The following is a 14,338-nucleotide window of genomic DNA, read 5'->3' as shown; positions in this document are numbered from 1 at the left end:
CGTGTGACGATGTCGGGATGGACTACGTGCACCTCGGACGAACCGGCACCTCCGTCTCGCGGATCGTGCTCGGCACGATGAACTTCGGCGACCGCACCTCGGAGGAGGACGCGTTCGCGATCATGGACCGCGCGCTGGAGCTCGGCGTGAACTTCTTCGACACCGCGAACGGCTACGGCGGCGCCGGCGGACGCGGCACCACCGAGGAGATCATCGGCCGGTGGTTCGCCGCCCGCCCCGGTGTGCGCGACGACATCGTCCTGGCGACGAAGGTGCACTCGCCGATGGTCGATCCCACACCCGACGGCGACGTCGTCAACGCGCGCGGCGCGTCGGCCTGGCAGGTGCGCCGCGAGGCGATCGGGTCGCTGCGGCGGCTGCAGACCGACCGCATCGACCTCTACCAGTTCCACCACATCGACCGGCACATCTCGTGGCCCGAGCTCTGGCAGGCCATGGAGGTGCTGGTGGCGCGCGGGGAGGTCGTCTACACCGGCAGCTCGAACTTCGCGGCCTGGAACATCGCTCAGGCGAACGAGATCGCGACGCAGCGCAACTTCCTGGGGCTGGTCAGCGAGCAGTCGCTGTACAACCTCGTGCAGCGCTCCATCGAGCTCGAAGTCATCCCCGCGGCGCAGAACTACGGTCTCGGCGTCCTGCCGTGGTCGCCGCTGGCGGGCGGGCTGCTCAGCGGCGGATCGTCCGATGCCAACGCGCGGTCGGCGACGGCGCGCATCGCGTCGCAGCGCGAGGAGCGCGGCGACCAGCTCGCCGCGTACGAGCGCTTCGCACAGGAGCGCGGCTGGACGCCCTCGGCGCTCGGGCTCGCCTGGCTGCTGCACCAGCCCGGTGTGACCGGACCGATCGTCGGCCCCCGCACCGTCGAGCAGCTCGAGTCCGCGGTGTCGGCCCTCGACATCCGGCTCAGCGACGACGACCTGAACGCGCTCGACGAGCTGTTCCCCGGCCCCGGCGGCCAGGCGCCCGAAGCGTACGCCTGGTAGCGATTGCGCCGGGCGGGTCAGGCGCGGGCGGCGCGCTTGACGTGCTCGTACGCGTCGAGCGCGGCCCTGCGGGTCTCGCCGAGATCGACGATGGGCTCGGGCGGGTGCTCTCCGAGGTGCTCCGGCGCCCACTCGCGCACGTAGTGCGCGTCGGAGTCGAACTTCCTGGCCTGCAGCTGCGGGTTGAAGATGCGGAAGTACGGCGCCGCATCGGCGCCCGACCCCGCCACCCACTGCCAGTTGAACGGGTTGTTGGCGCCGTCGGCGTCGACCAGCGTGTCCCAGAACCACTCCTCGCCGCGCCGCCAGTCGATGAGCAGGTTCTTGACGAGGAAGGATGCCGCCACCATCCGCACCCGGTTGTGCATGTAGCCCGTGTGCCACAGCTCCTTCATGCCCGCATCGACGAGCGCGACGCCGGTACGGCCGCGCTGCCAGGCGTCGAGGTGGGTGGGCTTCAGCCGCGGCCAGGGGAACGCGTCGAACTCGGGCCGCAGATTGCGGCTGGCGAGGTCGGGGTGGTGGAAGAGGACGTGCCATGCGAACTCGCGCCACCCGAGCTCCGAGAGGAACCTGCCGCCGGCACCGGCCTCGACGGTCTCGTGCCAGACGGTATGCGGGCTGAGCTCGCCCCAGCGCAGGCGCGGCGACAGCAGCGAGGTCGCGCCTGCGGCGGGCTCGTCGCGGGCGCGGTCGTAGTGCGCGAGATCGTCGCGCAGGAACTCCCGCAGCCGTCGGCGCGCGGCCGGTTCGCCGGGCTCCCACGTCTCACGCAGTCCGCCCGCCCAGTCCGGCCGGGTGGGCAGAAGCGCCCAGTCGTCGAGCGAGTCGGATGCCGGAGCCCGGCGCGGTCCGCCGACCTCGCGGGGTTCGGCGAGCGGGGCGCGCGGTGCGGGCAGGGCGAGGCACGCGCGCCAGAAGGGCGTGAACACCGAGAACGGGCTTCCGGCGCCGGTGCGCACCGTCCACGGCTCGAACAGCAGCGAACCCGCGAACGACGAGACCTCGACGCCGTCCTCCCGGAGAGCGGACTTGAGGCCGGCATCGATCTCGCGCTCGGGCCCGCCGTATCGCCGGTTCCAGAAGACGGCGCCGGCCGCGGCATCCGTCACCGCCTCGCGCACCACCCGATCGGCCGGGCCGCGTCGCAGCACCAGGGTGCCGCCACGCTCGCGCAGCCGCTCGCCCAGCGAGGCGAGGCTGTGGTGCAGCCACCAGCGCGCCGCCCCGCCGAGCGGGCGGATGCCGGGGCTCTCCTCGTCGAGCACGTACAACCCGATCACGGGCTCGCCGCGATCCAGGGCCGCACGCAGCGCGGGGTTGTCGGCGAGGCGCAGGTCGTCGCGGAACCACACGATGGAGGGGCCGGGCATGGCCCCATCCTGCCGCGCGACCGTCCCGCGGGCGCGGTCTTGACAGGCCGACGACGATCGGCATGCTGAGCACCGGCGGGCGCTCGAGCGTGCGGAGGGTGTTCAGAGACCGTCGGTGTCGTGGCCCTTGGGCACCACGACCAGGAGTGCGGCGGGGGCGACGCGGGTCTTCACCGAGAGGGCCTCGCCGAACTCGTCGCCGTCGAGCTGCACGGGCCGCGGCTCGTGCGTCGCCAGCTCGATCCCCGCGCCGCGGGAGTAGATCACGGCGTTGTCCTTGGTACGCAGCGACAGCACGCGGCGGCCGGTGCGGAAGCGACGGAGGAAGCTGTTGTCCCACGCCACGCGGCGCCAGACGAACAGCCAGCCGAACGGCCCCTTGGGCTGGAAGATGACGATGTCGAGCGCGCCGTCGGCGATGGAGGCCTCGGGGATGAGGTCGAGTCCCGCGGGGAGCCTCCCGCAGTTCGCGAACAGCACGCTCTGAACGCGCGAGGAGTGCAGCCGGTGCCCGGGCAGCTCGTAGACGACGCGGAACGGCTTCGCGTACGGCAGCGCGCGCGCCGCCCCGTCGACGTATGCCACCCAGCCGACGGTCTTCTTCAGCTGCGGGTTGGTGTTGGCGATCATCGCGGCATCCAGGCCGATGCCGCCCATCACCACGAAGGCGTGCTCGGCCGTCGTCCCGTCGGGACGGCTCAGCTCGGTCCAGCCGACGTCCATGGCGAGCCTGTCGCCGTCGAAGACCGCCCGCACCATGGCGTCCGGCTCGGTCAGCGGCAGCCTCAGGTTTCGGGCGAGCAGGTTGCCGGTGCCGCTGGGCACGATCGCGAGGGGCACGCCGCTGCCGCTCATCGCCTCCGACACGGCGCGCACGGTGCCGTCGCCGCCGGCCACGAGGACGGCGTCGACGCCCTCGTCGAGTGCTTGACGGGTCACGTCGTCGCCGAGGTCGTCGACCGTGGTCTCGTAGAACAGGGGCTCGGCCCACCCGGCTCCCGCCGAGAGCCGGGTGACGGTGTCGCGCAGGGTGTCGGCGTCGACCTTGATCGGGTTGTAGACGAGGGCGGCCTTGGGTGAGGGGCGCTCACCCGCAGTCTCCATGGGACGCGTCCGTCCCGCCGGATCGACGCGGCGCGCGTAGCCGGTCTCGCCGTCCGCCGTGTCGGCCTCGACGTCGTCGGGCTCGCGGATCACGTCGTCGGGTTTGGCCGCTTCGGCCGGGTCGGGTGCGTCGGCCTCGGCCTGCCCCGCAGGCGGGGCCGCGTCGGCGGTGGGGATCGTCTCCTCGATCTCCACCTCGGCGAGGTCGAGTTCGGCGGTGCTGGGACCGTCGGCGTAGATCGCATCGGCGGGATGCGGGATGAGGTCGTCCTCGGGTCGTGCGTCGTCGGGTCGTGCGTCGTCGCTCGATCCAGATGCCGCCATGTGGTCCAGAGTAGGACGCGAAACGCCCGTCGGGGGCATCCGAGGTCAAGGGGCGCGCCAGGGAGTCTCGGCCGTGAGGTCGACGGCCGAGGCCACACGTGCCTGCGCGGAGGCCGTGACTAAGCTTGCAGGGTGATCGATCCCGTGCTGCTTCGCGACAATCCCGAGCTGGTCAAGCGCTCGCAGGAGGCGCGGGGCGAGTCGCCCGACACCGTTGACGTCGCCGTCGAGGCCGATCGGGCCCGACGAGCCGCGATCACGACGTTCGAAGAGCTCCGCGCCGCGCAGAACGCTCACGGCAAGAGAGTCGCGCAAGCCCCCAAAGAGGAGAAGGCGGCGCTCGTCGCCGAGGCCAAGCAGCTGAGCGAGCAGGTGAAGCAGGCCCAGCACGCGGTCACCGCCGCCGAGGAGGCATCCGCCGAGGCTTTCTCCGCCCTCGAGAACATCGTCATCGAGGGTGTGCCGTCCGGCGGCGAGGACGACTTCGTCACGCTGCGCACCCACGGCGAGGTTCCCGCGTTCAGCTTCGAGCCCCGCGACCACCTCGAGATCGGCGAGCGGCTCGGCGCGATCGACATGGAGCGCGGCACCAAGGTGTCGGGCAGCCGGTTCTACTTCCTCACGGGCATCGGCGCGCGCCTCGAGATCGCGCTGATGAACCTGGGGCTCGACCGCGCGCTGCAAGCGGGCTTCACGCCGATCATCCCGCCGACGCTGGTGCGCCCCGAGGTCATGCGCGGCACCGGGTTCCTCGGCAAGCACGCCGCCGAGGTCTACCACCTCGACGACGAGGACCTCTATCTCGTCGGCACCAGCGAGGTGCCGCTCGCCGGCTACCACATGGACGAGATCCTCGACCTCTCGCGCGGACCCAAGCGCTACGCCGGCTGGTCGACCTGCTACCGCAGCGAAGCCGGGTCGTACGGCAAGGACACCCGCGGCATCATCCGCGTGCACCAGTTCAACAAGCTCGAGATGTTCGTCTACACCACCCCCGAAGAGGCGGAGGCCGAGCACCTGCGCCTCGTCGAGCTGCAGGAGCGCATGCTGCAGGACCTGGGCCTGTCGTACCGCGTGATCGACGTGGCCGCGGGCGACCTCGGTTCGAGCGCCGCCCGCAAGTACGACGTCGAGGCCTGGGTGCCCACGCAGAACGCCTATCGCGAGCTCACCTCGACGTCGAACTGCACGACCTACCAGGCGCGTCGGCTCGACATCCGCTACCGGCCCGAAGGTGGCAAGACGCAGCCGGTCGCGACGCTGAACGGCACGCTCGCGACCACCCGCTGGATCGTTGCGCTGCTCGAGACGCATCAGCGCGAGGACGGCTCGGTCACCGTGCCGGAGGTGCTGCGACCGTTCCTCGGCGGACTCGAGGTCATGGAGCCGATCGCGTGACCGACGCGCATCTGCCCGCCACCGGGTCGATCAAGGTCGTCGCGCCGAAGAAGGCCGCGAAGCTCGTCGAGCGGGTCGCGCGCGACACCGAGGATCCCGCGGTCGCGACGGAGCAGCTCCTCATCGCACTCGACATCGACGGCACCGTGCTGCTCGAGGACGAGTCGCTGAGCCCGGGGGTCGTCGACGCCGTCGAGCACGCGCACCGCGCGGGCCACGAGGTGATGGTCGCCACCGGCCGCAGCTGGGAGGGTACCCGCGGCATCCTGCGCGTGCTGGGCATCGCCCCCGAGTTCGTCGTGTGCTCCAACGGCGCCGTCGTCCTCAAACGCGTCGAGGCCGACGAGCTGAGGTACGACCGCTGGCACATCGAGACCTTCGACCCGAGCGCCGTTCTCGAGCAGCTGCGCGAGCACCTGCCCGACGCGCGCTACCTCGTCGAGCTGCCCGACGGCCGTCGGCTGTACACGGAGTACCTCGAGGACTGGAATCTCACGAACGCGCGTCGAGTGCCGTTCGAAGAGCTCGGCGCGCAGCCCGTGTGCCGCATCGTCGTCGTGTCGCCCGAAAAGCGCGAGAAGGACTTCGTCGACCTGGTGGCCCGCATCGGACTCCACCACGTCTCGTACGCCGTCGGCTGGACCGCATGGCTCGACATCGCGCCGAAGGGCGTCGACAAGAGCACCGGCCTCGAGCTCGTGCGCACCGAGCTCGGCATCGACCCGGCGCACGTCCTCGTGATGGGCGACGGCCGCAACGACGTCGGCATGTTCCGCTGGGCGCTCGACAACGGCGGGCGTGCCGTGGCGATGGCGCAGGGCCCGCAGGAAGTGCGGGATGCCGCGGGCGAGACCACGTCGTCGGTCCACGAGGGCGGCGTCGCCGCCGTGCTGCGCCTCCTCTGACCCCGTCACCCGGTCGTTGAGCGAGCGAGGAACGAGCGAGACGAAACGCCCCGAACCCGGCGTCCGCCGGTGGTGCGAGGGGTTTCGTCTCGCTTCGCTCGCTCAACGACCGGACCAACTCGGGAAAGCGTGCGTCCTTCAGAGGATTGCCAGGCGCCGTTGGAAGAATGGGCCGACAGTGCTGTCGGCTAGACTCGACGCCTGTTCGACGGATGCCGCCCTCCGGGGTGGCTTCGGTCGGGAGGGTTGTCCGAGCGGCCGATGGACCTGGTCTTGAAAACCAGTGGGCAGCAATGTCCCGTGGGTTCGAATCCCACACCCTCCGCAGAAACTGATGTGCCGGGGGCGACCGTGAGACCGCAGCATCCCTGAGAGGAACCGAGTGAGCTCGACGCACAAGCCCACGAGGCGTGGCCGCCGTACGGTGGCCCGTCATGGTGAGCTGTCGTCCCCGGGCCCGTTCGGCTTCGTCGCGAAGCTCATCGGCATCGTCGCCGCCGTGGTGCTGGTCTCGGGCGTCGGGGTCGCGGCATATGCCGTCACCGACATCACCACCAGCTTCACCGCGGATGCCGTCGAGCTCGAGGGCCAGGGATCCGTCCCGCCCGACATCGGAGCGATCGAGGGCGGCGTCGACATCCTGCTCGTCGGCACCGACGAATGCGAAGAGGAGTACGCGTACCTCTTCGGTGACCGTTGCACGGGCGCGGACGCCGGCGGGCAGCTCAACGACGTCAACATGCTCGTGCACATCTCCGACAACCCGCGCCGGGTGACGGTGGTGTCGTTCCCGCGCGACCTGATGATCCCGATCCCGTCCTGCACGCGCGAAGACGGCTCGATCACGTCGGCGACCTCCAAGACGCAGATCAACGAGGCGTGGGGTTACGGCGGCCTGTCGTGCACCGCGAAGACGATCAGCGACCTGAGTGGTCAGAACATCCCGTTCGCCGCCAAGGTGAGCTTCGGCAACGTCATCAACATCACCGACGCGATCGGCGGCGTCGACGTCTGCATCGGCAACGGCGGCATCAAGGACAAGTACACCGCCATCAACTGGCCGGCGGGGCCGCGCACGATCCAGGGCGTCGAGGCGCTGCAGTTCCTGCGCACCCGCCACGGCCTGGAGAACGGCAGCGACCTGGCGCGCATCAGCAACCAGCAGCAGTACATGTCGAGTCTCGCCCGCAAGCTCGTCAGCAGCGAGGTGCTCTCCGACCCGGCGACGCTGTACAAGCTGGCCACCACAGCGGTCGACAACATCACGCCGAGCGAGTCGCTGACCAACCCCATGACGCTCATGCAGATCGCGCTCGCGATCAAGGACGTGCCGTTCGAAGACATCGTGTTCGTCCAGTACCCCGTGCTGACGGACCCCGCCGACGCCAACCGCGTGGTGCCCGACTACGACTCGGCCGATCAGCTGTGGGCGGCGCTCGCAGCCAACGAGTCGATCGAGGTCACGCACGACCAGGATCTCACCGGAGGAGTGATCGTGGCCGACCCGCAGCCCACTGAGCCGACCACCGACCCCGCGCCGACCACGGACCCGACCGCCGCGCCTGCGCCGAGCGAGACCCCGGTGGCGCTTCCCGACAACATCCCGGGTCAGAACGCGGCGCAGCAGACCTGCTCGGCCGGCAACGTCAGGGCCAACGGCTGATGGCGGCGTCGAAGCGGCCCTCGCGAGAGGGCCGGGCGCCCCTCGCGCGCCACGGTGCCCTGAAGTCCCGGCATCCGTTCGTCACACTCTTCGCCATGCTGGGCGTCGTGCTCGGCGTCTTCGGCGTGAGCGCAGCCAGCATCGCCGCGTACAACGTGTGGGACGCGACGCAGACGGTGGCCGCCAACGCCGTCGTTCTCGACGAGGGCGGGGTCCTGCCGCCGTCCCTGGGTGCGATCGAGGGCGGCGTCAACATCCTCATGGCCGGCACCGACTCGTGCGAGGGCGACAACGCGAAGCTGTCGTCCGCCTGCCAGCGCGGCGACACCGAGGGTGAGCGCAACGACGTCACCATGCTCGTGCACATCTCGGACGAGCCCCGTCGCGTGACGGTCGTCTCGTTCCCGCGCGACATGCTCGTGCCGATCCCGTCGTGCCCCACGGAGGACGGCAGCGGCAGCTACTCGGCGATGTCGTCGCAGATGATGAACGCGTCGTACCAGTACGGCGGGCTCGCCTGCACCGTGCTCACGGTCGAATCGCTCATCGAGGACGAGATCGACTTCGCCGCCGCGATCCGCTGGACCGGCGTCATCAACATGTCCGATGCCATCGGCGGCGTCGACGTGTGCGTGGCCGACGACATCAGCGACTCGCACACCGGGCTCAGCCTCACCGCAGGCAACCACACGCTCCAGGGCGTCCAGGCGCTGCAGTTCCTGCGCATCCGCCACGGCATCGGCGACGGCTCGGACCTCGGGCGCATCTCGAACCAGCAGCAGTTCATGTCGTCGATGGTGCGCAAGCTGCAGTCCGGCGCCGTGCTGTCGAACCCCGCCACGCTGCTGAACCTCGCGTCGACGGCGATCAACCAGGTGCAGCAGAAGCAGCTGGTCCTGAGCTCCGGTCTCACCAACCCCACGCTCATGGTGCAGATCGCGATGGCCGTCAAGGACGTGCCGTACGAAGACATCGTGTTCGTGCAGTACCCGACGCGGTATTCGTCCGGCGACGGCGCGAGCCGGGTCATGCCGGTGAAGGATGCCGCGAAGGTGCTGTTCGACGCGCTCAAGGCCAATCAACCGCTGACGCTCACCGGCGACGCCAGCCAGGGCTATGGCGTCGAGGTGACCGGTGAGGCCGTGAAGCCGGAGGTGGCGCCGACGCCCGCCGCGACGGCGGAGGCGGGGGAGACCCCGGCCACCGGTGAGACGCCCGCGACGGCGGAGACGCCCGTGCCCGAGCAGCGGGTCGAGCTGCCCTCCGATATCGCGGGGCAGACCGCAGCGCAGACGACGTGCACGCAGAAGGAAGGCCGGTAGCCGGGCCGCGGTCCGCGCCGGCGCGGTCGGCTGATATGCCGTCCCGCGCGGTCGGCTGATACGCGTCCCGCGCGCGGTCGGGAGACGCCCGACTCAGGCGGGGTGTCCCTCGCTATCGGTGTGATCGCGCTGGGTGGAGAACTTCGAGACGAAGACGAGCCAGTTGCCGTCGGCCTGCAGTGTCGCGACGCCGCCGTCCTGCCAGATCCCGTTCTCGGGCGACCACTGCGAGCCGGCGGGGTCGCCCTGGTTCTGGTGGACGTTGTGCATGCCCTGCACCGAGGCCGGTGCCGCGTTCTCGGGGAACGGCTCGCCCCACACCAGGGTGAGCGCGCCGATGCGCAGCGTCGCCTCCAGCGCCTCCGACGCCTGCAGGTGATCGCCCGAGCGCCAGGGTCGGAGCACCGGGATCCAGAACCACGATCGCTCGGCGGGTACGGCATCCCTCGCGCGGAACAGCCGCTGCAGGAGCCGTCGGATGCCGATTACGCGCAGGGCCGGATGCCGGATCACGTCGATCGCCCCGGTCGTCGGCGCGGAGACGAGCCGGGTGAACGCCGGTGGCGGAAGCGTCGGCCATCCGAGCTTGGCGCTGGTCGTGCGGACCGTCTTCCACTGCACGCCGGTTGCCGACTTGCTGCTGTCGACATCGACCGCGACCTTGAACTCGCGCGCTCCGCTGCGAACCCTGAGGTTGACGTGCCACCAGCGCCCGAACTCGTCGGGGTCGTCCCGCTCGTGCGACGTGAGGGTTCCGCTGAGCACTCCGTACTGTGTGAACGGCATACCCGGAAGAGCGGTGGGCTCGTGTGGCTGATACGACGAAGGCGTTTCCTGATCGGGAGCGGCGTCGCGGCGACCGCGCCGGCGGGTGCAAGAAGCGGCGCTCGTCTCGGTTATGATTGCTGGGTGCATCCGCGCTTCGCGGCCGGATGCCTGGAGACGTCGCATAGTCAGGCCTAGTGCACCACCCTGCTAAGGTGGAGTCCTCGTAAGGGGACCGAGGGTTCAAATCCCTCCGTCTCCGCAGAAAAATGCCAGGCCAGGGCAAGATTCCCTCGACCGGTTCTGGATCTGCGTAGAGTTGCGCGACATTCTCTTACGCAAGTCGCGCCCGTACACCGCCCGTTGCTGCCGCATATGCCCGTGATTCCGCCGTAAGGCGGGGCATGTTGTGATTCCGTTCTGTCGAATTGGGTGGACGGGTCAGGCTGCGCGTGCGGCGAATGACCGGCTGAAGCCCTGCCCGGACTGGACGAGGCTGCGGGCGCTGCGCAGTCGTGCACCCTCGTAGTCGTGGAGCGCGGTCTCGATTCCGCTCCGGGCGGGCTGTACGGCCACAGCGGCAGCGAGGGCTTCGGCATCCTGGAGTGATTCACTGAAGCCGCTGCCGGTCATCGGAGTGGGGACGTGAGCGGCGTCACCGACGAGCGCCATTCGCCCGCGCACGAGCTGATCGGGCACGTATTCAGCGATGGGCGTGCCTATGACGGCGCGGCGCTCGATGCTGTCGAGGATTGCGTCGCTCCACGGCGTGGGGAACAGGTTTCGAGCCTGCCGGGCGAGTTCACGGTAGGTGGTGTTCGGGATGCCCGCGGGCATCAAAGAGTGCCGCACCACATTGCCCTCGACGGCACCCGATGAACGAAGCAGGTCATTGCGGCTGGCGTCGTACCAGGCCCAACCGAGTCGACGCGAGCCGACCGCGCTCGACCCGTCGATTCCGGGCAGCGGGTAACCGAGGAGGGTGTTGTCGAAGTCACCGAGGAAAGCGACATCGCGTGGCCAGCGGGTGGACCCGATCGATGACTCGTCGGCGATGCCGATCCAGATCACGTACCCCGCGAACGTTGCATCCGGTTTGTCCGGAGCAACACGGCGGCGCACGACGCTGCGGTGTCCGTCAGCGCCGACGAGGAGGTCGCCGCTCACACGTTCGCCGGAACTCGTGACTGCCCATGCCTGCGACCCGTCCTGTTGGACGCTTCGGACGGCGGTGTTCTGTCGGAGTTCGATCGCGGGGTCGGCTTCGATCGCGGCACGGAGTGCGCCGTGCACGGCGAACCAGGTCTGGATGCCGGGAGCGATCGGTTGCGGAATCTGCGCCGAGGGCAGGCCGGTGATGCGCTCGATCAGGCCGTCGGGAGCATGGAGGGCGGCGCCGGTGCGACCGGTGTCGTCGGAGCGCTCGAGGAGCGTGACGCGCATTCCGATTCTGGACAGCGTCAGCGCGGTCATCAGCCCGGAGAGCGAGGCCCCGACGATGACGGCTGTGCCGTGGGAGTGCATGGGTGCTTCTTTCGTGGTGATGGTGGGTCGTGTGTTCAGAACAGGGCGGTGCCGGTGATTGCGGCGAGGGTGTCGAGCAGCTGGTCCTGGAAGCTCGGGTCGTCGACCTCGGGTGCAGGCCGCTGGTGCCGGCGGTGATGCCAGTACTGCCCGGTGACCAGCGCTGCAGGATCGCTGCTGGCGGCGAGCCAGCTCTGAGTGTCGTGGCCGAGTTCGAGGTCGTCAGGCGCACCGGCCCCGCCCATCTTGGTGGGGACCCAGCCGGGATCGACGGAGTTGCTGAGGACGTCGGGGTCGCGGCGGGCGACCGCTGCGGCGAGGGCCGCGACGTAGAGCTTGCTCTCGGAGTATGCCTGGCTCGCGTTCCATCGACGGCGCGTCCAGTCGATGTCGGCGAGGTCACCACGCACGCCCAGGTGCATCCCGCTCGTGACGTACACGAGACGGTCCGGCTTCTGGACGAGAGCGGTGAGGAGGTAGGGGGCGAGCACATTCACCGCAAGCGTGCGAGAGTGACCCTCGAGTGTGGTGATGCGGCTGTTGGAGAGGTAGACGCCGGCGTTGTGGATGACGGCATCCATCCGACCGATCGCGTTCATCTGCTCGGCGATCGAGCGGGTCTCGCTGTCGCTGGCGAGGTCACCGATCACGACGCCGGCCGAAGCGAGGTCATCGACGGCCGTGGCGCGCTCCTTCGTGCGCGCGTGCACGACGACGTCATGTCCCTGTCCGATGAGTGTGCGGGCGTTGAACAGACCGAGCCCGTCAGTCGAGCCGGTGATGAAGATGCGGGCCATGTCAGAAGTCCTCCCTGAGGGTGAAGCGGAAACGTGGGGTGGACGCGTGTCCACCCCGGCTCGTCACTCGGGAATCGCGAATCCGTAGTTATCGAGATTGAGCGAGTCGGGATCGGGACCGCCCCGAACGCCGGTGTCGAGTGCGTCGATCGCTGCGATCTCATCGGGGGCGAGCGCGAAGTCGAAGATGTCGAAGTTCTCGGCGATGCGGTGCGGCTTGACGGACTTCGGGATGGCAGACCAGCCGTGGTCGAGGTGCCAGCGGAGGATCACTTGTGCACTGGTCTTGCCGTGCTTCTCGGCGATCGCGGCGATCGCGGGATCTTCGAGTGGGTTCTTGTCGAAGTCGCCGTAGATGTAGGAGCCGCCGATCGGGGACCAGGACTGCGTCAGGATTCCGTGCTCGGCGTTCGCCGCTCGCCATTCGGGCTGGGAGTAGTACGGGTGCACCTGGATCTGGTTGACCGCCGGTACGACATCGGTGCGTGAGATCAGCTGTGCGAGCTCCGCCGGGGTCTGATTCGAGACGCCGATGGCCCGCACTCGTCCGTCGGCAAGCAGCGACTCCAGCGCCTTGTATGCAGCGATGGTCTTGTCGAACTCGGCAGCCAGTGGCTGATGCAACAGAATCAGATCGATCTGGTCGACACCGAGCTTGCGGGTGCTCTTGTCGAACCCGTGGAGGGTCTGGTCGTAGCCGTAGTCGCTCATCCAGATCTTCGTCTCGATGAAGATCTCCGCGCGGTCGACACCCGACTTGCGGATGCCTTCGCCGACCTCGCGCTCGTTGAAGTACGCAGCGGCGGTGTCGATGTGCCGGTACCCGGTGCGCAAGGCTGCGGCCACGGCGTCGGTGGTCTCCTCGGGCGGGCTCTGGTAGACGCCCAGCCCGAGCGCGGGCATGGTGACGCCGTTGTTGAGGGTGACGTGCGTGTGGGTCATCGTGATTCTTCCTTCTCTGCGTCGAGGATGCGCTTGGCAACGGTCATCGCCGAGACGGCCTTGGGCCAGCCTGCGTAGAACGCGAGGTGGGTGATGACCTCTGTGATCTCCGTCTCGGTCAGCCCGTTGTTCAGGCCGTAGGGGATGTGCCAGTTCAGCTGCTCGATGTTGCCGCCGGCGAGCAGCCCGGCGATGGTCACCAGGCTGCGGTCGCGGGGGGACAGCTCGGGACGTTCCCAGATGTCACCGAACAGGACGTCGTCGGTGAGCGAGACGAGCTTCGGGGCGAAGGCGCCGAACAGCTTCTCCATGTCGGACGGAGCGGATCCTTCAGTCATCACGGCCTCCTCAGGCGTTCTCGTGGTCGAGGGACGAGGACAATTCACGGTGAGCGTTGATCTGGGCGAGCAGGTCTTGTGCCTTCTGCTCGATCGCGGCGACGGCGTCTGCTCCGGCCACCCAGCGCAGCGGCGGCTCGTCGAGGTCGGCGATCGTGACGAGCGCAGCGCCGAGCTTGGCGGGGTCGCCGGCCTGCGCGCCGTTCATCTGGCGCCAGCCGGGGATGGCTGCCGCGGTGCGGTCGGCGTAGTCGTCGATCGAGATCTCGGGCCAGATGGTCGAGGCTTCCTCGACGAGCAACTCGGTGCGGAAGAACCCCGGCTCCACGATGGTGGTGCGGATACCGTAGGGCTCCACCCCGAACCGCAGCGACTCCATCCACCCTTCGAGAGCGAACTTGCTGGCCGCGTAAGCGTCCACGAACTCCAGCCCGGTGATCCCGGCGAGCGAGCCGATGGTGATGACGTGCCCGGAGCGCTGCGCACGCATGATCGGCAGCACCGCACGCGTGACGTTCATCGGGCCGAAGACGTTGGTCTCGAACTGGGCGCGCACCTGGGCGTCGCTGGTCTCCTCGAAGAACCCGGCATAGAAGTTGGCCGCGTTGTTCACGAGCACATCGATGCGGCCGAACCGATCAACCGTCGCCTGGGCAGCGGCCACAGCGTCCTCGGGAATCGTGAGGTCGAGCTTCACCACGAGCAGGTCGGGGTGCTCACCCACGGCCGCGGCGACGCGTTCGGTGTTCCGGCCGGTGGCGACGACCTGGTGGCCTGCGGCGAGGGCGGCCCTGGCGATCTCGACGCCCATGCCGCGGCCGGCGCCGGTGACGATCCAGACTCTCTTGTCGGTCATAGCTGTTCCTTCTCTTGTTCGAG

13 protein-coding genes and 2 tRNA genes are annotated in these 14,338 nt (G+C 69.2%); 7 read left to right on the top strand and 8 right to left on the bottom strand.

Annotated features, from left to right (window positions below; translation table 11 throughout):
* Positions 1-17 precede the first annotated feature (17 nt).
* Positions 18-1,004 (top strand): aldo/keto reductase, encoded by a 987-nt coding sequence (locus tag MRBLMI12_RS06070; protein WP_363354789.1) that lies wholly within the window; start codon positions 18-20, stop codon positions 1,002-1,004.
* A 17-nt stretch (positions 1,005-1,021) separates the two neighbouring features.
* Here the strand turns inward: MRBLMI12_RS06070 and MRBLMI12_RS06065 are convergent, their stop codons facing one another.
* Both MRBLMI12_RS06065 and MRBLMI12_RS06060 read right to left on the bottom strand, forming a co-directional pair.
* Entirely contained in the window at positions 1,022-2,377 is a 1,356-nt protein-coding gene (locus MRBLMI12_RS06065) for a cryptochrome/photolyase family protein (protein ID WP_363354787.1), read from the bottom strand.
* Positions 2,378-2,479: 102 nt separating this feature from the next.
* Positions 2,480-3,805, bottom strand: a complete 1,326-nt coding sequence (locus tag MRBLMI12_RS06060; RefSeq protein WP_363354785.1) for a diacylglycerol/lipid kinase family protein — start codon at positions 3,803-3,805, stop codon at positions 2,480-2,482.
* A gap of 132 nt (positions 3,806-3,937) precedes the next feature.
* Here MRBLMI12_RS06060 and serS point away from each other — a divergent pair, with 132 nt between their 5' ends.
* From serS to MRBLMI12_RS06035, 5 genes are all read left to right on the top strand, one after another.
* Entirely contained in the window at positions 3,938-5,203 is a 1,266-nt protein-coding gene (gene serS / locus MRBLMI12_RS06055) for a serine--tRNA ligase (protein WP_363354783.1), read from the top strand.
* Entirely contained in the window at positions 5,200-6,108 is a 909-nt protein-coding gene (locus tag MRBLMI12_RS06050; RefSeq protein WP_363354781.1) for an HAD family hydrolase, read from the top strand. Before serS ends, MRBLMI12_RS06050 begins: the two co-directional genes overlap by 4 nt.
* A gap of 240 nt (positions 6,109-6,348) precedes the next feature.
* Positions 6,349-6,433 (top strand) — tRNA-Ser (locus MRBLMI12_RS06045).
* Between the two features lie 57 nt (positions 6,434-6,490).
* Entirely contained in the window at positions 6,491-7,771 is a 1,281-nt protein-coding gene (locus MRBLMI12_RS06040; RefSeq protein WP_363354779.1) for an LCP family protein, read from the top strand.
* A gap of 95 nt (positions 7,772-7,866) precedes the next feature.
* Positions 7,867-9,093: an LCP family protein gene (locus tag MRBLMI12_RS06035; RefSeq protein ID WP_363354778.1), complete on the top strand. Its 1,227-nt coding sequence runs from the start codon at positions 7,867-7,869 to the stop codon at positions 9,091-9,093.
* A 93-nt stretch (positions 9,094-9,186) separates the two neighbouring features.
* Here MRBLMI12_RS06035 and MRBLMI12_RS06030 read toward each other — a convergent pair whose 3' ends face one another.
* Entirely contained in the window at positions 9,187-9,879 is a 693-nt protein-coding gene (locus MRBLMI12_RS06030; RefSeq protein ID WP_363354776.1) for a DUF2278 family protein, read from the bottom strand.
* 152 nt (positions 9,880-10,031) lie between these two features.
* Between MRBLMI12_RS06030 and MRBLMI12_RS06025 the strand changes: the two genes are divergently transcribed.
* Positions 10,032-10,120: transfer RNA gene (locus tag MRBLMI12_RS06025), tRNA-Ser, on the top strand.
* A 179-nt stretch (positions 10,121-10,299) separates the two neighbouring features.
* Here the strand turns inward: MRBLMI12_RS06025 and MRBLMI12_RS06020 are convergent.
* The 5 genes from MRBLMI12_RS06020 to MRBLMI12_RS06000 all read right to left on the bottom strand — a co-directional run bounded on the left by MRBLMI12_RS06020 (position 10,300) and on the right by MRBLMI12_RS06000 (position 14,315).
* Positions 10,300-11,382, bottom strand: a complete 1,083-nt coding sequence (locus MRBLMI12_RS06020) for an FAD-dependent monooxygenase (protein WP_363354774.1) — start codon at positions 11,380-11,382, stop codon at positions 10,300-10,302.
* A gap of 35 nt (positions 11,383-11,417) precedes the next feature.
* The gene (locus MRBLMI12_RS06015; protein WP_363354772.1) at positions 11,418-12,179 is read right to left on the bottom strand and encodes an SDR family NAD(P)-dependent oxidoreductase; all 762 of its coding nucleotides are present in this window, start codon (positions 12,177-12,179) and stop codon (positions 11,418-11,420) included.
* Between the two features lie 63 nt (positions 12,180-12,242).
* Entirely contained in the window at positions 12,243-13,121 is an 879-nt protein-coding gene (locus MRBLMI12_RS06010) for an aldo/keto reductase (protein ID WP_363354770.1), read from the bottom strand.
* Positions 13,118-13,459: a carboxymuconolactone decarboxylase family protein gene (locus tag MRBLMI12_RS06005; RefSeq protein ID WP_363354768.1), complete on the bottom strand. Its 342-nt coding sequence runs from the start codon at positions 13,457-13,459 to the stop codon at positions 13,118-13,120. The genes MRBLMI12_RS06010 and MRBLMI12_RS06005 overlap by 4 nt, the downstream gene beginning before the upstream one ends.
* Positions 13,460-13,469: 10 nt before the next feature.
* Complete coding sequence (locus MRBLMI12_RS06000) at positions 13,470-14,315, bottom strand: SDR family NAD(P)-dependent oxidoreductase (protein WP_363354766.1); 846 nt, start codon at positions 14,313-14,315, stop codon at positions 13,470-13,472.
* Positions 14,316-14,338: the final 23 nt, after the last annotated feature.

This window comes from Microbacterium sp. LMI12-1-1.1 (assembly GCF_040676455.1).
Lineage (GTDB): Bacteria > Actinomycetota > Actinomycetes > Actinomycetales > Microbacteriaceae > Microbacterium.
This window is presented reverse-complemented; position numbering and strand designations above follow the sequence as displayed.